The sequence below is a fragment of the Clostridium lapidicellarium genome, from assembly GCF_041224415.1.
Taxonomy (GTDB): Bacteria; Bacillota; Clostridia; order Clostridiales; family Clostridiaceae; genus Clostridium_B; species Clostridium_B lapidicellarium.
Genome location: NZ_JBGFFE010000008.1, coordinates 39,814 through 64,330 on the forward strand (window position 1 = coordinate 39,814; position 24,517 = coordinate 64,330).

19 protein-coding genes are annotated in these 24,517 nt (G+C 35.3%); 18 read left to right on the forward strand and 1 reads right to left on the reverse strand.

Translation table 11 applies throughout. The features are described 5' to 3' along the window. Positions 1 to 51: 51 nt before the first annotated feature. Positions 52 to 1,536: an aminotransferase class I/II-fold pyridoxal phosphate-dependent enzyme gene (locus AB8S09_RS07450; RefSeq protein WP_294182140.1), complete on the reverse strand. Its 1,485-nt coding sequence runs from the start codon at positions 1,534 to 1,536 to the stop codon at positions 52 to 54. Positions 1,537 to 1,759: 223 nt separating this feature from the next. Here AB8S09_RS07450 and AB8S09_RS07455 point away from each other — a divergent pair, with 223 nt between their 5' ends. The 18 genes from AB8S09_RS07455 (at position 1,760) to murJ (AB8S09_RS07540) (ending at position 24,473) form a co-directional block, all read left to right on the forward strand. Next, positions 1,760 to 3,490, forward strand: a complete 1,731-nt coding sequence (locus AB8S09_RS07455; RefSeq protein WP_294182141.1) for a phospho-sugar mutase — start codon at positions 1,760 to 1,762, stop codon at positions 3,488 to 3,490. A 28-nt stretch (positions 3,491 to 3,518) separates the two neighbouring features. Beyond that, complete coding sequence (locus AB8S09_RS07460) at positions 3,519 to 4,607, forward strand: tetratricopeptide repeat protein (protein WP_294182142.1); 1,089 nt, start codon at positions 3,519 to 3,521, stop codon at positions 4,605 to 4,607. Positions 4,608 to 4,674: 67 nt separating this feature from the next. Further along, entirely contained in the window at positions 4,675 to 5,580 is a 906-nt protein-coding gene (gene galU, locus AB8S09_RS07465) for a UTP--glucose-1-phosphate uridylyltransferase GalU (RefSeq protein ID WP_294182143.1), read from the forward strand. Positions 5,581 to 5,708: 128 nt separating this feature from the next. After that, a complete protein-coding gene (locus tag AB8S09_RS07470; RefSeq protein ID WP_294182144.1) occupies positions 5,709 to 7,562 on the forward strand; it encodes a polysaccharide biosynthesis protein in 1,854 nt (617 codons plus the stop codon). A 4-nt stretch (positions 7,563 to 7,566) separates the two neighbouring features. Further along, on the forward strand, positions 7,567 to 8,748 hold the full coding sequence (locus AB8S09_RS07475; RefSeq protein ID WP_294182145.1) for a glycosyltransferase: 1,182 nt from the start codon (positions 7,567 to 7,569) through the stop codon (positions 8,746 to 8,748). A gap of 7 nt (positions 8,749 to 8,755) precedes the next feature. Beyond that, positions 8,756 to 9,868 carry a glycosyltransferase gene (locus AB8S09_RS07480; RefSeq protein WP_294182146.1) on the forward strand — a complete coding sequence of 371 codons (1,113 nt, stop codon included), beginning with the start codon at positions 8,756 to 8,758 and terminating at the stop codon, positions 9,866 to 9,868. 49 nt (positions 9,869 to 9,917) lie between these two features. Then, positions 9,918 to 10,904, forward strand: coding sequence for a glycosyltransferase family 2 protein (locus tag AB8S09_RS07485; RefSeq protein WP_294182147.1), 987 nt, complete (start codon positions 9,918 to 9,920; stop codon positions 10,902 to 10,904). Positions 10,905 to 10,917: 13 nt separating this feature from the next. Next, the gene (locus AB8S09_RS07490; protein ID WP_294182148.1) at positions 10,918 to 12,207 is read left to right on the forward strand and encodes an O-antigen polymerase; all 1,290 of its coding nucleotides are present in this window, start codon (positions 10,918 to 10,920) and stop codon (positions 12,205 to 12,207) included. Positions 12,208 to 12,231: 24 nt separating this feature from the next. Then, entirely contained in the window at positions 12,232 to 13,221 is a 990-nt protein-coding gene (locus tag AB8S09_RS07495; protein ID WP_294182149.1) for an acyltransferase family protein, read from the forward strand. A gap of 68 nt (positions 13,222 to 13,289) precedes the next feature. Continuing rightward, positions 13,290 to 14,828 carry a murein biosynthesis integral membrane protein MurJ gene (murJ, locus tag AB8S09_RS07500; RefSeq protein ID WP_369868838.1) on the forward strand — a complete coding sequence of 513 codons (1,539 nt, stop codon included), beginning with the start codon at positions 13,290 to 13,292 and terminating at the stop codon, positions 14,826 to 14,828. Positions 14,829 to 14,873: 45 nt separating this feature from the next. Continuing rightward, the gene (locus AB8S09_RS07505) at positions 14,874 to 16,070 is read left to right on the forward strand and encodes a sugar ABC transporter substrate-binding protein (protein ID WP_369868839.1); all 1,197 of its coding nucleotides are present in this window, start codon (positions 14,874 to 14,876) and stop codon (positions 16,068 to 16,070) included. Positions 16,071 to 16,148: 78 nt separating this feature from the next. Further along, entirely contained in the window at positions 16,149 to 17,465 is a 1,317-nt protein-coding gene (locus AB8S09_RS07510; protein ID WP_294182152.1) for a nucleotide sugar dehydrogenase, read from the forward strand. Between the two features lie 32 nt (positions 17,466 to 17,497). After that, positions 17,498 to 18,604: a Gfo/Idh/MocA family protein gene (locus AB8S09_RS07515; protein WP_294182153.1), complete on the forward strand. Its 1,107-nt coding sequence runs from the start codon at positions 17,498 to 17,500 to the stop codon at positions 18,602 to 18,604. Between the two features lie 72 nt (positions 18,605 to 18,676). Continuing rightward, the gene (locus tag AB8S09_RS07520) at positions 18,677 to 19,423 is read left to right on the forward strand and encodes an N-acetyltransferase (protein ID WP_294182154.1); all 747 of its coding nucleotides are present in this window, start codon (positions 18,677 to 18,679) and stop codon (positions 19,421 to 19,423) included. A gap of 22 nt (positions 19,424 to 19,445) precedes the next feature. Beyond that, complete coding sequence (gene wecB, locus AB8S09_RS07525; protein WP_294182155.1) at positions 19,446 to 20,498, forward strand: non-hydrolyzing UDP-N-acetylglucosamine 2-epimerase; 1,053 nt, start codon at positions 19,446 to 19,448, stop codon at positions 20,496 to 20,498. Positions 20,499 to 20,529: 31 nt separating this feature from the next. After that, positions 20,530 to 21,777, forward strand: a complete 1,248-nt coding sequence (locus tag AB8S09_RS07530; protein ID WP_294182156.1) for an O-antigen ligase family protein — start codon at positions 20,530 to 20,532, stop codon at positions 21,775 to 21,777. A 26-nt stretch (positions 21,778 to 21,803) separates the two neighbouring features. After that, positions 21,804 to 22,907, forward strand: coding sequence for a glycosyltransferase family 4 protein (locus tag AB8S09_RS07535; RefSeq protein WP_294182157.1), 1,104 nt, complete (start codon positions 21,804 to 21,806; stop codon positions 22,905 to 22,907). A gap of 15 nt (positions 22,908 to 22,922) precedes the next feature. Then, positions 22,923 to 24,473: a murein biosynthesis integral membrane protein MurJ gene (murJ, locus tag AB8S09_RS07540; RefSeq protein WP_294182158.1), complete on the forward strand. Its 1,551-nt coding sequence runs from the start codon at positions 22,923 to 22,925 to the stop codon at positions 24,471 to 24,473. Positions 24,474 to 24,517: the final 44 nt, after the last annotated feature.

Below are 24,517 nucleotides of genomic sequence, written 5' to 3' on the forward strand. Positions count from 1 at the left end.
GAAAAGGTTATTATGAAACTTGTATTTATATATAGAGTACAATATTGTACTCTATATATTGATCTTAGAATTATCTGATTTCACGACTTTTATATATTCAACCTCGGGGTCTTCCGTACCTTGAATGGACAAACCGGTGCTTTTCAATTCCCGGACATAATCTACTATTTCTCTTGTTATTTCCTCTCCGGGACAAAGTACGGGTATTCCAGGTGGATACGCCATTAGAAATTCACCGCTTATCATACCTACACTGTCCTTTAAGGCTACTGGAACTTTTGTAGAGTTAAAAGCCGTTCGGGGAATTATCAGTTGTTTTGGTATCGCAGGTATATCTAGAAAATCTGATTTTCTGGTTCCTTTACCGTAGTATTCACTGCTTATTTCTCTTAAGGCATGGATGAGAGCATCCATGTTTTCCCTTGTGTCACCAAAGGAGCCCACAGCCAGGACATTGTATATATCCGACAGTTCCATTTGGATGTGGTATTTGTTTGACAGAATCATCTCCAGGTCATAGCCGGTAATTCCCAAATCCCTGCAGGTTATAGTTATTTTAGTGGGATCCAGGGAAAACACACCTTCATTTCCGATTATTTCCTCTCCAAAGCAGTAAAAACCTGGAATGCTGTTTATTTCATATCTGGCATAATTTGCAAGGCTGATAGCTTTATCCAAAAGCTCTTTTCCGTGAAGGGCTATTTGTCTTCTGGCACAGTCCAGTGAAGCCATCAAGATATATGAAGGTGAAGTGGTTTGAATCAGTGATAAAACCTGTTGAACTCTCTTTGCATCTATATATTTCGATTTTACATGAAGTAGGGAACATTGAGTCAGAGCGCCAATTATTTTATGTGTACTTTGAGAACACATGTCTGCGCCAGCTTGTATAGATGAGATTGGTAGGTTGTCGTTAAAAGCAAGGTGAGGTCCGTGGGCTTCATCTACAATCAATGGTATGTCATAGCTATGTACAATATCTGTAATCTTTTTTATATCTGTAGCCACTCCATAATAAGTTGGATTTATTATAAGAACTGCTTTTGCATCGGGATTTTCCCTTAATGTTTTTTCTACGGTTTCAGGTGTGACACCCTGTGCAATGCCTATTTTTTTATCCAGGGCAGGCTGCATGTAAACAGGTACCGCTCCACTTAATATGATACCGGCAGTAACTGATTTATGGACGTTTCTGGGAATTATCAGTTTATCTCCAGAAGTTACTACAGACATTATCATGGCCTGTATGGCTCCGGATGTACCTTGAATTGAGAAAAAGGCAGCATCAGAGCCGTATGCATCAGCAGCGAGCTGCTGGGCTTTTTTTATAGGACCATTGGGATGATGAAGGCTGTCAACCAGCTTAAACACGGTGACATCAATTTTAAAAGGATTTTCACCCATAAATTTTTTAAACTCTGGATCTGCTCCGACACCTTTTTTATGACCCGGGACATGAAAAGGTATGGTTTTCCTATTTACGTATTCCATCAGTGCGTCAAACAGCGGTGTTTCACTTTGATCTAATCTATACAACTTGATAAAGCACCTTCCTTCATAAAAATACCCCTCTAATTCTTGAAATTAAAGGGATGAACGTTATTAATAAAAACTAATATAATTATATGTTAATTGATCTATAAATTCAACTTTTAAACCGTATTTTTATATAAATATAAAATTATAAGCTCAAGTGCTTTTAATCTTGTTTTATAGTATAATAGTAGTTATCAAATATTGCATATAGGGGGAAAATAATATGAGTATTTATAGAAAAAAATATGAATATTGGATAAACTCACCTTATATAGATGAGAAAGGAAAATCGGAATTAAAAAATATAGACGACGAAAAAGAAATAGAAGATAGATTTTATAAAGATTTAGAATTTGGCACAGGCGGTCTCAGGGGAATAATAGGAATGGGAACAAACAGAATGAACATATATACCGTAGGAAAAGCCACGGAAGGATTATCCAGGTATCTCATAAAAAAGTATAGAGGAGATATTTCCGTGGCAATAGCTTATGACTGCAGAATAATGTCCAAAGAATTTGCACAGACTGCCGCATGTAATTTATGTGCCAACGGTATAGAAGTCCAACTTTTTAAAACACTTCATCCAACACCAATGCTTTCCTATGCAGTGAGAAAGCTGAAATGTAAAGCTGGCATTGTAATAACGGCATCTCATAATCCGAAGCAATATAATGGATATAAGGTATATGGCGAAGATGGCGGCCAGATAACGGATGCATGGGCAAATGAGATATTTTTAAGTATAGAGGATATCAAGAGTTTTTCAGAAGTAAGACATATCAGCATGGATGAAGCTGTGGACAGAAACCTTCTCCACATTATAGGAGAGGAAATAGATACGTCCTATATAGAAAAGGTAAAGAATCTGGTAATAAGGAAGGAATTTGTACGCTCACATGCAGAAGATCTGAAAGTTATATATACGCCTCTCCATGGAACTGGGAATATACCGGTTAGAAGAACTTTAGGGGAACTCGGATATAGAAATGTATTTGTGGTTAAAGAACAGGAAAAGCCGGATGGGAATTTCCCGACTGCAGCTTACCCCAATCCCGAGGATCCAAAAGTTTTTCACATTGCCCTGGATATGGCAGAGGATATAAAACCGGATATAATATTTGGAACGGATCCGGATTGTGATAGACTTGGCGTAGTGGTAAAAAATTCTCAGGGTGAATATAAAATACTTACGGGTAATCAGGTTGGAGTACTTTTGACAGATTATATACTGTCTTCCTTGAAAGAATTTGACAGGCTTCCTGAAAATGGGGAGATAGTCAAAACTATAGTTACTACGGATATGGCGGCTGATATAGCAGGAAATTATAAAGTGGGCCTTATAAATGTGCTTACCGGATTTAAATATATAGGAGAAAAGATAAAGGAGTTTGAAAAAAACGGAGATAGGAAGTTTATATTTGGATTTGAAGAGAGCTATGGGTATTTAGCCGGGGATTTTGTAAGGGATAAGGATGCTGTGATTGCATCTACTTTGGTTTGTGAAATGACTTTGTACTATAAGATGAAGGGCAAGAGCCTCTATGATGCCCTGATGGATCTGTATAAAAAATATGGATTTTACAGGGAGAAACTTATTTCGATAGAACTTAGAGGGAAAAAGGGACACGATAAAATTGAAACCATAATGCACTGCCTTAGACATTCCATGAAAAGAACCATCGGCGGCGTGAAAATAGTTGAAAAGTTCGATTATAAACTGGGTGTGAAGAAGGACTTGATGAATATAAGTGAAAGCAGTATAAAGTTACCTAGGTCAAATGTACTTAAATTTGTTATGGAAGATAAATCGTGGTTCGTGGTAAGGCCTTCTGGAACGGAGCCCAAAATAAAAATATACCTCTCTGTGATAGGAAACAGTTTGGAGAATTCTCGAAACAAAATGACAGCACTTGAGAAAAATGTCATGGATGTAATTAAAAGTGCGGATTGATGATGAGTATTGTAGGTGATAGAAATTTATGGATATAAAATCATATTTTGCAGAAAAATTATCTGAATTTTTATTTCTGGAAATCAGCAGGGAAAATGTAGAAAAAATATTTAAAGTCAAAATTCCACAGGATATATATTTGCCCGTGAATTCCAAATATATTGTAGAGGATGTCAAATCTGAAAAAAACATGGAGAATATACCTCTGGGTTATTTTGTCGAAGGAATGTACTATGTGTTGGGGGCAGATGAAAATTTCAAATTTGGTAAATATTATAAGATAATATTGGGCAGCCATAGAGGCAATGGCAAATTTATAAAAGGCGTAGTTGCAAGGTATGTTAAAGAAAAAAACTATGAGGATGCCTATATAAATTTGAAAGGACTGTCTATTTTAGAAGATACCGTAGAACTATATGATAAACTCATAATTATGGTGGATAAACTCAGGAGAAAAGACAATGTATATAAAGAAGAAGAAATGAATATTCTAGAGAAGGCCGAACTTAAGGAAAATTATGCGCTTCCTTATTTTTATGAAGCCCTTTTAAAAAAAGAAGACGGTGATTATGAAAGGGCATTATTTTGCATAAATACCTATATAGAAAAGGGTGGAGAGGAAACTTCAGATGTGACAAATTTAAAGCAGTGGATGATATCCATTGTGAACTATGACAAAGGTAAAGAGCTGTTGGAGAGTGATCCTGGCAATCCCACTGAGGCTTTAAAACTTTTAATACCGCTTTTGGACATATGGGGGGACAATGCCCTTTTATACTATTATATAGCTGTTGCATACAGGATGCTGGAGAACTACGAAAAGGCTATTTATTATCTGAATGAAGCGTTGAATATAGATAGCAGTATAGTGGAAATTGTAAATGAAATGGGAATTAATTATGCTTCTCTGGGGAATTATGAAACCGCCATAGCTTATTTGAGAAAAGCTTTTGAAGCCACTAAATCCGTGGAAATATGCACGAATCTTATAATGTGTTATTTGAATTCAGGAAAATTGAAGGATGCAAAAATACATCTGGAAATAGCAAAGAAGCTGGATCCAAAAGATGAAGTTGTGCTGCAGCTGGAGAATATAATTAAAAATATACCTGATTAAAAGGCATTTAACATGAATATTTATTGGGGAGATCTATAAATAAAATTATGGAAGGGATGCTTTGAATATGAAAGTAAAAAAAGCTATAATACCGGCAGCAGGACTTGGAACCAGGTTTTTGCCTGCTACCAAGGCCCAGCCTAAGGAAATGCTTCCTATAGTGGATAAACCTACTATACAGTATATTATAGAAGAGGCAGTGGCTTCTGGAATAGAGGAAATACTTATAATAACCGGGAAAAACAAGAGGGCAATAGAAGATCATTTTGACAAGTCGGTGGAATTGGAACAAGAATTGGAAAAAAAAGGTAAAAAAGATCTTCTTAAAATGGTACGGGATATATCCAATATGGCGGATATCTATTATATAAGGCAAAAAGAACCCAAGGGATTGGGCCATGCTATAAATTGTGCCAGAACTTTTGTAGGGGATGAACCTTTTGCAGTAATGCTGGGCGACGATGTAGTGGACAGCAAAATTCCCTGTTTAAAACAGCTTATAAATTGCTATGATGAATATAAAACTTCAATTATAGGCGTGCAGAAGGTAGATAAAAACGAGGTCTATAAATACGGCATAGTCAAGGGTATGTATATAGAAAACAGAGTATATAAGGTCAAGGATTTAATAGAAAAACCTAAGGTGGAGGAGGCCCCTTCCAATGTAGCCATACTTGGGAGATATATAATAACCCCTTCTATATTTGAAATATTGGACAATACTACACCGGGGAAAGGGGGTGAGATTCAGCTTACAGATGCACTCAGGACACTTGCAAAAAATGAAGCTATGTATGCATATACTTTCGAGGGAAGGAGGTATGATGTAGGTGACAAGCTTGGCTTTTTACAAGCTACAGTGGAATATGCACTTAAGAGAAACGAGCTGAAAATACCTTTTATGAAATATCTGTTGAATCTGAAAAATCAGGAGCTTTTCAAGGGTGTATATAATAAATTGAAAGAGAAATAAATTGTTTGTGACTTGATTGCGGTAAAGATCGCAAATTAAAAATATGTTGAATAATTTTACTTATGATGTAAAATAGATAAAGAGAGTTTTTATACAAGACTTTTACAATGATCCTAGGAAGTGTTGAAATGCAAAAAGATAAAAAACTTGTAATATACGATGTACTTTTTCTGATAGCTTCACTTTATTTTGCTCTGCTGCTCAGATTTGATTTTAATATACCTCCGGAATATATGATATTCTTAAAACTTTCCATTATTCCTGTAGTGATTATAACTTTGATAATGAATAAGATATTCAATCTATATGACAGAATATGGAAATATGCTTCTGTAGAGGAGCTTTTTTCCATAGTATATTCCGTATCTCTGGCCAATCTGATATTTATAATTTACAGCTATCTTATAAATTATAAATTTCTTGAAAACAGGTTCTATAGATTTCCCTATACAGTTCACATAATTTTTTGGATATTGTCAGTGCTTGCACTGGGAGGAATAAGATTTGTATATAGGGTGTCTGAGGATAGAAATAAAGGGGAGTATAAGAATAGGAGAGAAAAAAGACTCCTCATAGTTGGGGCGGGCGATGCTTCAGCCATGCTTATAAGGGAAATAAAAAAACATAAGAATTTTAATTACGATATAATAGGTCTTATAGACGACGACAGGGCAAAGAAGAAAAAGCTTATAAACGGAATAAAGGTTTTGGGTGGAAGAGATGAAATCCAGAGAATATGTAAGGACAAAAGTATAGAAGAAATAATAATAGCAATGCCTTCGGCAGATATTAAGACCAAAAGGAAAATTATAAACATATGTAAAACCACAAAATGCAAACTTAAAACTTTACCCGGAATATATGAAATGATAGATGGAAATGTCAACATGTCCAAAATAAGAGATGTGAACATTGAAGATCTTTTGGGGAGAGAAGAGGTAAAGCTGAACAATGAAAATATAAATAAATACATAAAGGGAAAGGTTATACTTGTAACGGGCGGAGGAGGATCCATTGGCTCTGAACTGTGCAGGCAGATAGCCAGGTTCGGACCTGGGATGCTTTTAATATTTGACATATATGAGAACAATGTATATGATGTGGAAATGGAATTGAATTATAAATATCCCAAGTTGAATAAAAAAATAATTATAGGTTCTATAAGAGATGTGAATAGACTTGAAGATATATTTCAGAAATATAGGCCCCAGGTGGTTTTTCATGCAGCGGCCCACAAGCATGTTCCGCTTATGGAGAACAATCCTGCTGAAGCGGTTAAAAATAATATAATTGGAACGTACAATGTACTTAAATGCTGTGATAAATTCAAGGTGGGAAGATTTGTGCAGATAAGCACGGATAAGGCTGTTAATCCAACTAGTGTTATGGGAGCCACTAAGAGATTCTGTGAAATCATGGTGCAGGCTTTTGACGAGGACAGTGAAACTGAGTATGTAGCTGTGAGATTTGGAAATGTGCTTGGAAGCAATGGTTCAGTAATTCCACTTTTTAAAAAGCAGATAGCCCATGGAGGTCCTGTGACAGTAACCCACCCTGAGATAAACAGGTTTTTTATGACTATTCCCGAAGCTGCACAGCTTGTTATTCAGGCAGGTGCTATAGCCCGTGGGGGTGAAATTTTTGTCCTGGATATGGGTAAACCCGTAAAAATAGTAGATCTGGCAAAGGATCTCATAACTTTATCCGGATATGAACCCGGTGTGGATATAAAGATAAAGTATACTGGACTCAGGCCGGGAGAAAAGTTGTATGAAGAACCGCTTATGAATGAAGTAGCTTTGACTTCTACAGAACACGATAAAATATTTGTGGAAAAACCAAACAGGATAGATATGAATTTTGTAGAAAAATCCATAGAGGATTTTGGAAAAGTAGTAAATGGCGATAGAGAACAGGTAATTAAACTTATAGAAGAAAAAGTGCCAACTTATAAGAGAAAAAAATATCAAAAGGATGAATAAGACCATGAAGAATGTGCTAGTTATTTCACATATGTATCCTTCACCTATCAATAGTGTTTTGGGTATTTTTGTCCATAAGCAGGTTCAGAAACTTATAGGTGAGGGATGCAATGTAAAAGTGGTATGCCCGGTGCCTTATGTTCCAGCTTTTTTAGGTGTAGTAAAAAAATATAGAGCTTATATTCAGGTTCCGAACAAAGCAGTGCTTGATGGCGTGGAAGTTTTTTACCCCAGATATTTTGAAATTCCCAAGGGAATTTTTTTACAGAATTCAGGCTTTTTTATGTATCTTGGGATAAAAAAGACTATAGGTAAAATATATAGGAATTTCAAATTTGATGTCATACATGCCCATACTGCGATACCTGTCGGATTTGCCAGTATGATTCTTGATAAAAAGTATAAGGTACCTTTAGTGGTGACAATTCATGGCCAGGATTTTCAATATACTATAAAAAAGAATAAAAGCTGCAGAAAGAATGTGTTCAGGGTCCTGAAATTTGCAGATAAAATAATAACTGTCAGTAATAAATTGAGGAATGTGATAAAAGAAAAATACCTTTTAGATAAAACTGTAGTTATAAATAATGGAATTAATCCGGAAGAATATGCCATAGATGAACAAATTGAACTTAAAGGACAGTATGTTATGCTCAGTGTATCATCTTTGATAAAAACCAAGGGAATTGATCTGAATATAAATGCATTGTCAAAACTTGTAAAAAAATATCCCAATATCATGTACTATATAATTGGAGACGGCGAGGAGAGTAAAAATTTAAAGAAACTTGTAATGGATTTGAATCTGAGCAGAAATGTAATTTTTTTGGGGAAATTACCCCATTCGGAGGTGATAAAGTACATGTCTTCAAAATGTGATGTATTTTCACTTCCAAGCTGGCAGGAAGGATTTGGCATAGTTTACATAGAGGCGATGAACAATGGCATACCTGTCATTGGTATTAAAGGACAGGGGATAGAAGATGTCATTGAAGATAGGAAAAACGGTTTTCTAGTCGAACCTAAAGATGTGGATGATCTGGCAGATACCATAGATTATATATTGAGTCATAAAGCCGCCGCAAAGAAAATTGGAAAAAATGGGAAAAATACTGTACTCAGTGAATTTACATGGTTTAGAAATGCACAAAAAACTATTGATATATATGATGAAATTATGAGGTGAGAAAATTTTGAACATTGCTATGCTGCTTACAAATGGATTTGATCCTGATCCCAGAGTTTATAAGGAGGCAAAATCTCTTACAAAACTGGGACATAAAATCACTATTTTATGTTGGGACAGGGATGGAACATATGTGGATAAACCAGAAGAAAATTTAAATGGTATAAAAATAGTAAGATTTTTTGGAGAAGCCCAATATGGTTCCGGATACAGACAGATTTTTAAATTTCTACAATTTAAAAAGGAAGTATATAGCTATCTGAAAAATAAGGATTTTGAGGCCATTCACTGTCATGATTTTGATGGACTTTTCATAGGGACCGGTGTAAATAGAAAACTTAAATTGAAACTTGTATATGATGAACATGATCTCTTTTATATGTATTTTTATAACAGGCCTGGTTTTATAAATAAATTTATTTGCAGGGCAATTGTCTTGATGGAAAGACATCTTCTTAAAAAAGTGAATGCCCATATAGTTGTTACCCCAAAGATGAAACAGCTTTACAGTAAAATAAGCAAGAATATCTACATAGTAAATAATGCACCTTATAAAAATCTATTTGGGAACATAGAAAAAGTGCCCAGCTCCAAGCTTAGAATTGGTTTTATAGGGTCGGTGAGATATTATGATGAGATAAAGGCACTCATCGATGCTTCCCAAAAATACAACAAATGCGTACAGATCATAATCTGCGGAAGAGGAATATATTCTGAACAACTTGCTGAATATTCAAAAAAGTTTTCCAATGTATATATAAGGGGAGTATATCATATAGATGAGCTTGAAAAATTATATAGAAATATTGATGTGACCTATGCCTTTTACCCGGGAAATACGGCAGCTATATCTATGCCAAATAAATTCTTTGAGAGCATAATAACTGAAACTCCAATTATTGCAAATGCTGCAACTGAATTTGGATTTGAGGTTAAAAAGAATAATTTCGGATACGGAATAGATGGAAGTGATCTTAAAGGAGAATTGGAGGATATAATAGGAAGGTTTGTGGAGAACCCGCATGAAAAGGAAAAGATGATTGGCAGTATGAGAAAAATGAAAGATAATTATTTCTGGGAATCGAATGAACCTACGTTAAGTAGAATATATGGCAGATGATTTACAGCGGCGGGAGAACCACCTGATAAAAGATTAAGAGGAGATTTGTATGTGTAACAGAAATTCAGTTTCAATAATAATTCCAGTATATAATGAGGAAATGTATATAGAAAAATGTCTTAAATCCATAGTGGATCAGACTTATGAAAACATTATTGAGATATTGGTATTAGATGGAATGTCTACAGATTCTACGAGGGATATAATAGGGAAATTTACCAATGAAAAATTGCTGCTGATAGATAATGAGAAGAAAATTCAATCTGCGGCACTCAACAAGGGGATAAAAATGGCAAGGGGAGACATAGTTGTGAGGGTTGACGCCCACGCGATCTACGATAAGAATTATGTTGGCCAGTGTGTAAAAACCCTGAATAGAATGAAATCGCAAAAAGTTGTAAATGTGGGAGGACCCACATATCTTTTGAGATCAAAATCCTATATAGAGAATTGTATAGTTTTTTTACATGAAAGTAAGTTTGGCATAGGGGTTGCCAAGTTCAGGCAGAAAGATTATGAGGGTTTTGTTGATACCGTCTGGAACGGGGCGTTTTGGAGATGGATATTTGATGAAATAGGTTTTTATAATGAGAATTTATCCAGAAGTGAAGATAATGATTTAAACAACAGGATACTGAGGGCTGGATATAAAATATACCAGAACAAAGATATAATTTCCTATTACAGGCCCAGGAGCAGCGTAGGAAAAATAATCTCCCAGAATTTTAAAAATGGAGAGGCCATAGGCGGCTCTATTGTAAATAATAGAGAAATAGTTAGAATAAGGCACCTTGTTCCTCTTGTATTTTTTTTGACCATAGTGATATTTGGGATAACTTATAAGTTTTTTCTTGTAAGTAGAATTATAGAGATTCTGGCTCTGGCCAGTTATTTTGCAGTGGATATTCTGGAATCCATGAATATAGGGATAAGAAATGGAATAAGATATATGCCCTGCATGTTTGTACTGTTTTTTTTGCTGCATATAGCTTACGGATTGGGAACTATATGTGGATTCTTTAAATCAATTGAATAAGGAGGTCCGCTTGATGATAGATGAAATTTATGACAGGCAAAGCAGAAACGGAAAAATATTGTCTGTTGCAGTATACCTGCTTATAGTAGCAGGATTGACTGTAGGATACATATGTTCCATTAAATATTATAAATCTTTTAATTTTGTAATAAACTCTGGAATTCTTAGAAGGGCGCTTGTCATGCTCCCGCTGGTGATAGCTGTAATTTATACCGTTGTATTTTTACTGCCAAACAGAATCCAGGGCCTTACCAGTTTGTATTGGTTCTTATTTTTGTTTCTCAGTATTACCCCCCTTTTAGTTGTTTACACTATGAGCGGTCTTGGAGAAAGCAAAAATTCGGGAATATACATATATATAATAACTGCGGCTGCCGTTATTGGAGTGATTTTGGTAAGTAGGATGAATTTTAAGATACCGCAGATATCAGTAAAACCCAGGGTTTTTTGGATAGGTGTTGTGGGATTCATGATTATTGGTTATTCCTATTTGATATATAAATTGGGACTTCCAACCAGAATATTGGAATCCTTTCAAAATGTATATGCTGTAAGGTTAAATTATAGACAAGAAGCGGGAAGGCTTACAGATTATTTTGTCCAATGGCTTGGAAACATAATAAATCCTTTTATACTTGCTTATTTTATCTATAAGAAAAAATATAAGTTCGCGATTATACCTGTTGCATTACAAGTTGTTTTATATGGATATGCAGCTTATAAAAGTCAGTTTGCAGTACTGCTTTTAGCTCCATTTTTTGGAATGATATTGAGGTACGGCATAAAGAGAAGTTTGATTGAAAAGATGATGGCACTTGCCGTAATACTTGGCCTTGCTGCTTTCTTCCTCAAAAAATTGTCAATATATCTTCTTGTAATAATAAGAATATTTCTGTGGCCTTCCCTTATAGCACTGGAATACTATGATTTTTTCTGGATGTATCCCAAGATGCTTTTATCCCAGAGCATACTAGGTCACTTTTTTAAGAATATATACAACATGGACCCTAATTTTTATATGGCAACGGTCTATTATGGAAGGCCCGACATGAGGCTCAACGTGACGTGGTATGGAGACGCCTATATGAATTTTGGCATTGTAGGGGTAATTCTATTTTCAATACTTCTCTATTTTATAATGATAATAATTAAATCTGTGGAAACCAAGAATATATTTCTGGTAGGTACAATTTTATTTGGCGGAATAATGGCTTTATTTAATGGACCCATACTTACTACACTGCTTACGAATGGACTTGGGCTTGGACTTGTTTTGGCCTATTTGCTTCCAAAAGAGCTTTAACTATTTGATTCTGGGAGGTAACACATGATAAAGAAGTACTATAAAGATATGGATATAGCTAGGGGGATAGGTATATTTTTAGTAGTTCTAGGACATTCTTTCCCTGATTCGCAGTTCAATAACAGCAATTTTTATGCATATATATATAAACTTATATATTCTTTTCATATGCCATTTTTTTTCATTATATCAGGGTTTTTTGCCTATAAGATATATGAAATAGAGAATTTAAAGGGTTATGGCTCTTATGTATATAAAAAGATAAAGAGGCTGATGGTTCCATATTTTACAGTTTCGCTGGTGGCAGTTCCCATAAAATTATACATGAATAATTTTGCTGCACGCCCTGTCAAATTGAACAGTCTTATAATAAATATACTTTTTTATCCGCTTGATATTCCAATACAGTATTTTTGGTTTATCTATACGCTGTTTTTCATATTCGTAGCAGCTCCTATTTTTAGCAAAATACCAGTTCGTATGGCACTTTTGATAACTTTGGTTCTGAATCTTGTTTTCACAAAACAGGTTGGTTTATTTTATATATATGGAATAATACATTATCTGTTTTATTTCTTTTTTGGTATTTATTTGAGAACTGTTTATGACAAATGGAATAATATTGAGAATAGAAATAAATATATAGTGATTACAGTATTTTCATTATTTCTTATAACTTTGAATATTTTTGATGTGAGAAAGGCTATATATCCCTATTATAATTTATTGACGGCCCTTCTTGGAAGCAGTATATTTCTGCTGGTATCCCAGCTTATGGTCAACTCTTCAATGGGAGAGCTGTTCAGGAGATTGGGAAGATACAGCTATGATGTATATTTATTGTCATGGTTCTTTCAAACAGGAGCCAGAGTTTTATTTTACCAGATGTTCAAATTTAATTACAGCGTGGTAATTGTAATAATGCTCTTTATAGGTTTTATGCCCATATTGATGTCCAAATTGATATTTGACAGAATACCTGTATTGGGAAAGATATTTTTAGGCCGCAAATAAATTGTATATAAAATTAATTAGTGATAAAATACTTAAAGTAAGTGCAGTTAATTATTTTGGAGGAAAACATGGAAAGTAATAAGCTTGTAAAGTCTGCTGGTGTGGTAATGGTTATTTCAATGGCAAGTAGAGTCTTGGGCTTTGTGAGAGATGCTCTTATTGTAAGTGTTTTTGGTGCTTCTGTTAGTTCGGATGCTTACACTATGTCACTTGCAATACCCAATCTCATGTTTAATTTATTCGGCCTTGCCATTACTACAACTTTTATTCCGATACTCAGTGAATGTTACAGTAAAGATGGCAAAGATGAAATGTTCAGATTTGCCAATTACATAATGAATATATTGATGATCATATCCTTATTTTTGTGTGTCCTGGGATGGATATTTACCGACGACATTGTAAATATAATTGCCAGCTTTACAGGAGAACGATATAATTTAACTGTGTTTTTGACAAAAATAAGTATGATAAATATACTTTTCCTGAGTTTGAACAGCGGGTACACTGCAATACTTCAAACTTTGGATGATTTTACTGCTCCCGCCTTAGTGGGAATAGTGATGAATATACCTATAATATTGTACATATTGACCGGAACACATTATGGAATAGTGGGACTTACAGTGGCAACTATGATTGGAAATGGGCTTCAAATAGTTATACAGATTCCGTGGCTTATAAAAAACAACTACAGGTACAGCTTTAAAATAGATTTTAAGGAACCCAGGATAAAAAAAATGATGTCGCTTATCACACCGGTCATTATTGGAACGGGTGTAAATCAGGTCAATGAAATTGTTCAGAAAAGAATGGCATCAGGTCTTGCAATTGGCAGCATAGTGGCACTTGATTATGCAAATAAAATGAATATGCTTGTATATTTTACCTTTGCTTCTGCCATAGTGACAGTGATTTTTCCTTCACTTTCCAGGGATGTAAGTACTAAAAATTTCAATGAATTTAAATATCACATAAGTTCCGCGGTGAATAACATAAATATTATAGTTATTCCTGCAGTCGTAGGTCTGCTTATATTGAGAGTCCCCATAATAAGTGTTCTTTTTATGCACGGTGCTTTTAATAAATCAGCAGTTGATATGACAGCGGAAGCTCTTTTTTTCCTGGTTTCAGGATTGGTATTCTGGGGAATAAGGGATGTTTTCAACAGATCCTTTTATGCACTGCAGGATACAATAACACCCATGATAAACGGGGCCATAGGAATAGGGGTAAACATAGTGATGAGCATTATGCTTGTAAAAAGGATGGGAATAGGAGGACTGACTCTTGCTACCACCATTTCTGCTTTTGTGAGCTGTGTGCTTTTGGTCAAGGATCTCAGAAAGAGAGTTGGAAGTGTAAATGGTGTTAACATGTTTATGGTTGGAGGCAAGATAACAGCTTCAGCATCTGTTATGGGAATATGCATATTTTTCATATATCGTTTTTTAGGAAATTTTCTAGTTGGATTCAAAGGACAGCTTATTATAATAATCATCTGCATAGTTACTGCAGTGGGAATTTATGTTCTGATGCTGATATTATTGAAAGTGAAGGAACTTACAAATATAATCAATATGATTAAAAGTAAATTTAAAAGATAGATTCAGATATATTATCAATGCGGTGAAAAGGAGAATAGAGTTCTAATGAAGAAATTTTGTAAACTCGTAACTGTGATTTTAATATTTATGTTTTTTTCAACAGGATGTGCAGATACAGCTGGAAGGAATAACAACAGAGAAATAGTAGTTTGGTCTCATTTTACGGATCCTGAAATAACTGAACTCAGAACTCTTGCTGATAAATGGTCAAAGACTTCAGGGTACAAAGTGGTAATTCATTCAGACAAAGGTGACAATAGGGCATATATTGAGGCATCTTTAAGAAATATGGAACCGGATATAGAATTTGGAGTATCACATGAAAGAATGGAAAAACTTCACAGTGAAAATCTTTTGACTAAAATTCCTGACAACTTGATAGATAAAGATAAATATATACCGTCAGCTCTTGAAACTGTTACCTTTAACAATAAAATGTACGGTATCCCGCTGTCTATAGAAACCTATGGGTTATATTATAATAAAGACAAGGTGAAAAAACTTCCCCAGACCTTTGAAGAATTGATTTCGATGGGTCGGAAACAGGGTTTTCAATATGATATAAATAATTTTTATTTGAGCTTTCCGATACTCCAGGCCAACGGAGCATATATTTTTGGAAAAAATAATAAGGGATATAATGTGAAAGACATAGGACTCAACAATGAAAATGCAGTTAAAGGGTATTCAATGATTAGGGATATGGTTCAGAAATACAAGTTGATGCCGGAAACTGTAGACAGTATAACCGCCAGAAATAATTTTAAAGACGGTAAGACCAGTTTTTACATAAGCGGCTCCTGGGATCTTCAGGAGCTGGATCAATCGGGACTTAATTATTCTGTAGTGCCCTTTCCAAAATACAATGGCAGGCAGATGACATCATTTGTCACAGCCCAGGTGGCTTATGTGAGCCCGAGATCGGAATATAAAAAAGCCGACTGGAGCTTGATAAAATATCTTATAGATAATTCCAGCAAACCGCTTTTTAAGATAACGGGAAGAATTCCCCCCTTTAAAACGGACTACAATATAAAGGAAGTAAAAAACGATGCAAAAGCCAGGACTTTTGTAAAACAGTCGGAATATGGGGAAATATTGCCCAATGTGACTGAAACACAGGCTCTTCAAAATACTAACAAGATAATGCAGAATTTGACATCGGGGAAAATAACCCCGAAAGAATGCGGACACCAAATAGAAAAAGACATACTGGATTTTATTGCAAAGGAAAAGCAATAAAAAAGCTTAAGGTGACAAAGAAAAAAGTATGTATTATAATGAAAAACGTATGAGCAAGTTAAACTAGGAGGTAAAAACATGTCGCAATTGAAAGATGAATTAATAGAAAAATTGGAGAACAGAAAAGCTAGATTGGGTGTAGTTGGTTTAGGTTATGTAGGGCTTCCACTTGCTGTAGAGAAGGCAAAAGCAGGATACCAGGTTATCGGATTTGATGTTCAGGATAAAAAAGTCAAATCGGTAAATGAAGGAGTTAATTATATAGGTGACATAGTGGATTCGGACTTGGAAAGACTGGTAAAAGAGGGGAAACTCAAGGCAACTACTGATTTTAGTTTTGTCAAGGATGTAGATGCAGTTTCAATATGTGTTCCAACTCCACTGGATATTTATAAACAGCCGGACATATCCTATGTGGTAAATTCCACTAAAAGTGTTGCAAAATATCTTCACAGGGGAATGCTTGTAGTACTTGAAAGTACGACTTATCCAGGCACTACGGAAGAAGTATTAAAGCCCATACTTGAAAAGGGTGGATTGAAATGTGGAGAAGACTTTTTCCTGGCATTTTCACCGGAAAGGGTGGATCCGGGCAATAAACATTACAAGACTAAAAACACTCCAAAAGTGGTAGGGGGATGTACACCTGAATGTACGGAAGTTGCAGCAACTCTCTATAGAAATATACTTGAAAGTGAGATATACACCGTGTCCTGCCCTGCAGTAGCGGAAATGGAAAAGATACTTGAAAATACCTTTAGGAATATAAACATAGGTCTTGCCAATGAAATGGCTGTACTTTGCAAGAGAATGGGCATAGATATATGGGAAGTTATAGATGCGGCAAAAACTAAACCTTATGGATTTATGGCATTTTATCCTGGACCAGGGTTAGGAGGGCATTGCATACCGCTTGATCCATTCTATCTTTCATGGAAAGCCAAGGAATATGACTACCATACAAAATTAATAGAGACCTCCGGAGAAATAAATGATTTTATGCCTGAATTTGTAGTCGACAATGCCATGAAACTTTTAAATCAATATGGAAAGGCAATGAAAGGATCAAAAGTACTCCTGCTTGGGGTGGCTTATAAGAAGGATATAGATGATATAAGGGAATCTCCAGTTCTTAAGATCATAGATCATCTGAGGAAAAATGGGGCAAAAATAGTTGTAGACGATCCATTTATTCCTGAATTTAAACGCGGCGGCAAAGTGTATAAAACAGTGAACTGGAAAAATGAGATTGATAGTTCGGATATAGTGATTATAACTACGGATCACAGCTGTTATGATTATCAGACCATAGTAGACAGGGCCAAGATAATTTATGATACAAGAAATGCAACAAGAGATGTAAAAAATAACAGGGAAAAAATCCATAAATTATAAATTGAGGGCAATTATTGATAAGAGGTGTTTTTATGAAAAAATTGAAGTTTGCCATTATAGGGTGCGGCAGGATATCTTATAAGCACGTTGAGGCCCTGGCAGCTAATAGAGAAGAAGCGGTTCTAACTGCAGTGTGTGATATAATCTGTGAAAAGGCCGAAAAGAGAAAAAATGAATATGTTGATAAAGTGGGAAAAGATCATGTCCCGGCAGTCTATACCGACTATAAGAAAATGCTCAAAGAACAGGATATAGATGTAGTTACTGTAGCTACTGAAAGCGGATATCATCCCGAGATAGCCATCTACTGTATGAATAATAGGAAAAATGTTATCTGTGAAAAGCCCATGGCACTTTCAATACAGGACGCAGATGCGATGATAGTTGCGTCTGAAAAGAACCATGTGAAATTGTGCATATGCCATCAAAACAGGTTTAATAAACCGGTGCAACAGCTTAGATCGGCAGTAGAACAACATAGATTTGGCAGGCTTATAAATGGAACAGCCAGAATACTGTGGAACAGAAATATGGACTATTATCACCAGGCTTCCTGGCGTGGAACGTGGAAACTTGACGGGGGTACTTTGATGAACCAGTGTATACACAATATAGATTTGCTTCAGTGGATGATGGGTGGAGAAATTCAAAGTGTATATGCACAGTGTGATACTTTTATAAGGGACATAGAGGCAGAGGACTTCGGGGCAATAATAATAAGGTTCAGAAATGGTTCCGTAGGAATAGTGGAAGGCAGTGCCTGTGTTTATCCAAAAAATTTGGAGGAAACTTTAAGCATATTTGGGGAAAAAGGTACCGTATGTATAGGTGGACTTGCTGTAAACAGGATAGAAACGTGGAAATTTGCCGATCACAGGAATATAGACGACGAAGTGCTGAAATCTCAAAAGGGAGATCCGGATACTGTATATGGCTTTGGACACATACCTCTTTTCAAAAATATGATAGATGCTGTGAATAATAATACAAAACCTCTTATAGATGGAAAAGAGGGAAAAAAGGGAATGTCTATTGTTTTGGCGGCTTATAAATCGAGACTTACGGGCATGCCTGTTGAATTCCCAATAGGCGATTTTTCAACTCTGGATATGGCGGGAGTTAAAAAAATTAATAAATAGTAATTTGGAGTTGAGAATGAATGGATCAGTTTCATTCTCAATTCTTAAATATATGAAGGTAGGAGAGTTAATATGTGTGAGAGATATATATCTAATACTGCAGAAGTTGGCAATAATGTAACTATCGGGAAATTTACAGTCTTGGAGGATGGAGTCGTACTTGGAAACAACTGCATTATAGGTCATAATGTAGTGATTCACAAAGGCTGCATTATAGGAAATAATGTGAGAATTGACGATAATACCGTTATAGGTAAGGAACCTATGAGATCTGTAAACAGTATATTTAAGGATGACAAAAAGTTTGAACCCACAGTGCTGAAAGATGGATGCCTTATAGGGGCGGGAACTGTAATTTACTGTGGATGCACCATAGGTGAAAATGTACTTATTGCAGATCTTGCAACTGTAAGGGAAGATGTGACTATAGGCGACAGAACTATAATAGGCAGAGGAACTGCTGTGGAGAATTTCTGTAAGGTCGGCTCAAACTGCAAGATTGAAACAAATGTATATATTACAGCTTATTCTGAGATTGAGGACAATGTATTCATTGCACCTGGTGTTGTAACTTCAAATGATAATTTTGCAGCCAGATCTAAAGAGAGATATAAGCATTTTAAGGGAGTAACTGTTAAAAAAGGCGGCAGGATAGGTGTACAGGCAACTGTACTTCCAGGAAAGGTTATAGGGGAAGACGGTTTTGCCGCAGCAGGAAGTGTGGTTACAAAAGATGTGGAAAAAGCTGTCATAGTTGCAGGAAATCCAGCTGTAAAATTCAGAAATGTTCCTGAAGACCAGCTTCTAAAAAATCAATAATAAATTTTACAGGAGGATACACATGAAGATATTAACAGTTGTGGGAGCGAGACCTCAATTTATTAAGGCTGCTGCTGTTTCCAGAGTAATAAGAAAACATCATCGTGAAGTGCTGGTGCATACGGGACAGCATTATGACAGGAATATGTCTAAGGTTTTTTTTGAAGAACTGAATATACCTGAGCCTGATTATAATTTGGGCGTTGGTTCGGGAAGTCATGGAAGGCAGACCGGGACCATGCTCATAAAACTTGAGGAAGTATATGAAAAAGAGAAACCTGATCTTGTACTTGTTTATGGTGATACCAATTCAACTCTTGCAGGGGCACTGTGTGCCAGTAAATTATTGATTCCAGTAGCACATGTGGAAGCTGGGCTTAGAAGTTTTAATATGGAAATGCCGGAGGAACAGAACAGAGTTCTTACAGACCACATTTCAAATATTTTATTTGTGCCGACAAAATCAGCGGAAAAAAACTTAAAGGGCGAGGGAATAAAAAAGGGTATCTACAATGTGGGAGATGTTATGTTTGATGCTATCTTGGATTTTAAAAAGCTGGCTGAAAATAGAAGCGAAATTATAAGAGATCTGCACTTAGAGGGCAGGGAATACGTACTTGCTACAATACACAGGGCCGAAAATACAAATCATATAAAAAGACTCGGTGATATAGTCAGTGCATTAAATGAATGCGGAAGAACAATAGTACTTCCCCTCCATCCCAGGACTAAGAAATATATGTCCGACTATGGGCTTAAATTCAATAAAAATGTGAAGGTGACAGATCCTGTAGGATATCTCGAGATGATAAATTTGGAGATGAACTCTCAAAAAATAGTTACGGACAGCGGTGGAGTTCAAAAAGAAGCTTTCTTTATGAAAAAACCCTGCATAACTTTAAGAGATGAAACGGAATGGGTTGAAACAGTCGAGAATGGTTGGAATAAAATAGTGGGAACTGACAGGAAAAAAATATTGGATGCTATATTGAACTTTACACCTTCAAAAAAGCAGGAAAATATATTTGGAGATGGAAAAGCTTCAGTGAAGATTATGAAGGTACTTGATAGGTAGCGTCAGGAAGGGTTGAAATGGAGGTGGGAGCTTGATTTTGGATAGAGTCTTATATCTGCTTGTATGCGCTTATGTGTTGACACTGCCTGTATTGCCGGATGGTATAAAAATACACGGCATTACTTTTAGTGACTGTATGCTGGCAGTTATTTTACTGCTTTATATGTTGAAAATTATCGGAACGAAGAAATCAAGACATAGATTTTTAATTGGAATAGGGGATTTTTTCAAGAATTATTTGACTGTATTCATGAGTGTATTTGCAGTTATGATGCTTGTCTCGGTAAGTTATGCTGTGGAAAAAAAGCTTGCTGTCGGTGAAAGCCTTAGATTTATATCGTATATTGCATTGTTTTTTATGATTAAATATGAGTGGAACAGGAGAGAACTTTTAAATGGAATACTGTGTTCTTACATAGGTTCTGTAATTATAGTAAGTTTATATGGGATGTATCAGTATTTTACGGGTTTTGGGCTAAGCAACCAATTTAAAAATTATGGATATGCAAAATTTAAAATAACGGCAAACATGAATAATCCAAATAACCTGGCAGCATTTCTAATAATTGGGATTTTTCCCGTGATTATGTTGTTTATATATGAGCGGAAAAAGATAAGAAAATATTTCTTTTTAATTCTGGCGATTGTGATGTTTTCAGATTTGATCTTTACAGGATCGAGAAATGCCATTGTTGGAACTGCAGTTGGACTGGTAACTCTTGTTGTTTTATATAGTTTTAAATTTATCCTGCCGCTTTTGACAGCAGCAGTGATATCGATGCTGCTGCCGGAATTGAGGGCCAGAATCGTGGCAATAGGTGATCCTGTCCAAAATCAATCCAGAATCTATCTATGGAAAATTGCGGGAAAAATGATAAAGGATCATCCTGTATTTGGTGTAGGAAATGGAAACTATGTAAGCTTATACGATAAATATGTAAGTATATATCCGCAGTATAAATTTTATGGATACAGCAGATGGCCCAGTCACAATTCCTATCTGAAGGTGGAAAGTGAACTTGGAATTATAGGAGGTATATCTTTTGCCGGTATTATCATATCTTCACTCATAGGAGTTAGAAATTTTGTCAAAAGCACAAAAAATAAATTTTACAGGTATTTTTATACAGGCTTTTTTGCGTCAATGGTGGCCTTTTATATAATGAATTTGGTTGACAATTTATTTTTTGTACCTAAGACCACTACATATTTCTGGGTTATTTTGGCAATATCTCAATCTATGATGTATAGGGAAAGACATAAAAGTATATTTTTTTAAATATCTTCTGATTGAAGGTGGAAGCTATGAAAGTATTACAAATTATATCTGGGAATGATACGGGCGGCGGCGGAAATCATGTTTTGAATCTGAGCTTTTATTCGAGACGCATGTTTGACTGCACCTTAGGTACTATAGGTGGAGGAGGACTTTATGAGAGAAGTAAAAGACTTGGTGTGAATACGGTGAAATTCAAGAGAAGCATTACTTATGACAGTTTTATATTGAAATATATAGAGGAGAATAAGATTGATATTGTAAATTTCCACGGTGCCAGAGCCTTTTTTGTGCATTACTTCCTAAAAAACAAAATAAATATACCTGCGGTTGCCACAGTACATAGTGATTTCAGAAAAGATTTTTTAAACAGTAAAATTAAATATAAGATTTTTACACCTTTAAGCAAAGCTGGTTTGAAGAGTTTTGGCAACTATATATGTGTATCCGACTATATAAAAGATATTCTAGATGAAGAAAATTTCAGGGGGAAAAAATTTAGGGTCAGCAATGGAATTGCCGGCGATGGGATAGTTCTGAAAAAAGATAGGAATGGTATAAGGAAAAAATATAATATATCCGATAGGGATTTTGTATATGTAAATGTGGCTAGGATGCACCCTGTAAAAAATCAAATGTCGCTTGTGGAGGCATTTGGAATTGTCAGAGATAAAGTAAAAAACGTAAAGCTCATTATAGTTGGAGATGGTTCGGAAGAGCTTAAACTGAGGAATTTGATTGTAGATCTGGCACTGCAGGAAGATGTGATACTTGCAGGATACAGTGAGAATGCCATAGATTTTATGAATGCGGGAGATGTAGGCATATTGACGTCATTTAGCGAAGGCGGGGCACCTCCTATGGTACTGCTTGAAAGTGCTGCTGTAAAAAAGCCTTTTATAGCTCCCAGAGTCGGTGACATGGATACAATTTTAGATGACGATTCCATATTTTTAGTAGATCCGAATTCTGTAGAAGACATAAGTAATAAAATGAAATTGGCTTTTGACAGAAGAGAATACATGCAGGGTATGGGAGAAAGATTGTATGATATCTGCAAAAAAAAATTTTCAATGAATAATTTTTGCAGACAGTACAATGATATATACAGCAGGATACTTTCCCAAGAATAGTTGGAAGTGGATAAGATGGCAGGAAAAAAAGTGATAAAAAGTTCCATTATAGTAATGCTCCTCATAATAGGGGGTAAAATTTTAGCATTAGTGAGAGATGCGCTTATAGCGGACAAATTTGGTGCAACTTATATAACTGACATATATAATTTTTCATTGGGATTCGTTTATCTTTTAACTACTATAAGCTATGGACTTACTACAACTTTCATACCGCTTAATTCGGAACATATTGAACACAGCAGCAGCAGGAAGAGGAATAGGTTTGTGAACAACATTATAAATCTTTCCACCTTTTTTACAATTATAATTACAGCTTTGCTTATTATATTTTCAAAACAGATAATATATGTATTCGGACATGGATTTACTGCAAATGTAAATATATATAGCCAGGCGGTTGAAATAATCAGAATAATGCTGTTGTCCCTTGTATTTGTCACTTTGCAGAGTGTAGTTACAGGAGTGCTTCAGTCTCACAAAAAATTTTATGAACCTGCAGCCATGGCACTGTCTTCTAATTTGGTCTATATAGTTTATTTGGTATTTTTAACGTCCAAATATGGGATAAAAGGTTTTGCCGTAGCTACTGTAATTGGATTTTTCGTTCAATTTGCCATAAATGTTCCAAGGTACAGGAAACTTGGGTACAGGTATAAGTTTGTCATGGATATAAAGGACAAAGATGCCCGTTCCATGTTTAAACTGATGGTACCTATAATTATAAGTACCTCAGTTGTGCAGTTGAATTTGTTTATAAACAGGTCTTTTGCAAACAATATATATTTTGGAGCTGTTACGGTACTGGATTACTCCAACAAGATAAATACCCTGGCTTATGAAGTATTTGCCATAGGAATTGCCATGATCGTATATCCAACTCTTTCGGAGCTGGCAGCAAAGAGAAATATTTTAGAGTATAAGAAGGCCCTGGTCAATTCTATAAATATAATAATGATAATCATGATACCTGCGGCAATTGCCATAGGGGTATTGAGACATCCTCTTGTAAATTTGATCTTTAGACGGGGAGCTTTTAATCTTACAGCTTCAAATTTGACTTCCAGTGCACTTTTATTCTACTGTCCTGCAATGATTGCCTATGGGGTCAGGGATATATTGAATAAAGCTTTTTATTCCATTAAAGATGCAAGGACCCCTATGGTAAACAGTTTTATAGGGATAATTGTAAATATAATTATAAATTTTATTCTTGTAAAATATATGAAAGTTTCCGGGTTGACTTTGGCTACTACGATTTCTACGATTATAACCACAGTACTCATGATGACGAGTTTAAATAAAAAGTTAAACGGAATGAATATGAAAAAAATTTTTTCCGGATTTTTAAAGATAAGTTTTTCCTCTGCGATTATGGGTATATTTATATACATTGTAAATTATGTCTGTATGAATGAGATTTCTTCTTTTATGATGGGCAGTATTTTATCCATTTTTATATCTTTTTTCGCAGGAAGTATAATTTACTTTGTATGTCTTCATTTTACCAAGATTGAAGAATATGAATATATACTTAAGGCAGTCAGGAACAAAATTGAAGTGTAAGGAATGCAGTTTGTATTTTGATGGAAGAGGGTGGCAGGCATAAT

Bases quoted from the DNA above. Each gene is read 5' to 3' on its own strand.
- AB8S09_RS07470 (WP_294182144.1), top strand. From the start codon at position 5,709: ATGCAAAAAGATAAAAAACTTGTAATATACGATGTACTTTTTCTGATA.
- AB8S09_RS07455 (WP_294182141.1), top strand. From the start codon at position 1,760: ATGAGTATTTATAGAAAAAAATATGAATATTGGATAAACTCACCTTAT.
- AB8S09_RS07475 (WP_294182145.1), top strand. From the start codon at position 7,567: ATGAAGAATGTGCTAGTTATTTCACATATGTATCCTTCACCTATCAAT.
- AB8S09_RS07490 (WP_294182148.1), top strand. From the start codon at position 10,918: ATGATAGATGAAATTTATGACAGGCAAAGCAGAAACGGAAAAATATTG.
- murJ (WP_294182158.1), top strand. From the start codon at position 22,923: ATGGCAGGAAAAAAAGTGATAAAAAGTTCCATTATAGTAATGCTCCTC.
- AB8S09_RS07510 (WP_294182152.1), top strand. From the start codon at position 16,149: ATGTCGCAATTGAAAGATGAATTAATAGAAAAATTGGAGAACAGAAAA.
- murJ (WP_369868838.1), top strand. From the start codon at position 13,290: ATGGAAAGTAATAAGCTTGTAAAGTCTGCTGGTGTGGTAATGGTTATT.
- AB8S09_RS07485 (WP_294182147.1), top strand. From the start codon at position 9,918: ATGTGTAACAGAAATTCAGTTTCAATAATAATTCCAGTATATAATGAG.
- galU (WP_294182143.1), top strand. From the start codon at position 4,675: ATGAAAGTAAAAAAAGCTATAATACCGGCAGCAGGACTTGGAACCAGG.
- wecB (WP_294182155.1), top strand. From the start codon at position 19,446: ATGAAGATATTAACAGTTGTGGGAGCGAGACCTCAATTTATTAAGGCT.
- AB8S09_RS07495 (WP_294182149.1), top strand. From the start codon at position 12,232: ATGATAAAGAAGTACTATAAAGATATGGATATAGCTAGGGGGATAGGT.
- AB8S09_RS07535 (WP_294182157.1), top strand. From the start codon at position 21,804: ATGAAAGTATTACAAATTATATCTGGGAATGATACGGGCGGCGGCGGA.
- AB8S09_RS07515 (WP_294182153.1), top strand. From the start codon at position 17,498: ATGAAAAAATTGAAGTTTGCCATTATAGGGTGCGGCAGGATATCTTAT.
- AB8S09_RS07505 (WP_369868839.1), top strand. From the start codon at position 14,874: ATGAAGAAATTTTGTAAACTCGTAACTGTGATTTTAATATTTATGTTT.
- AB8S09_RS07520 (WP_294182154.1), top strand. From the start codon at position 18,677: ATGTGTGAGAGATATATATCTAATACTGCAGAAGTTGGCAATAATGTA.
- AB8S09_RS07460 (WP_294182142.1), top strand. From the start codon at position 3,519: ATGGATATAAAATCATATTTTGCAGAAAAATTATCTGAATTTTTATTT.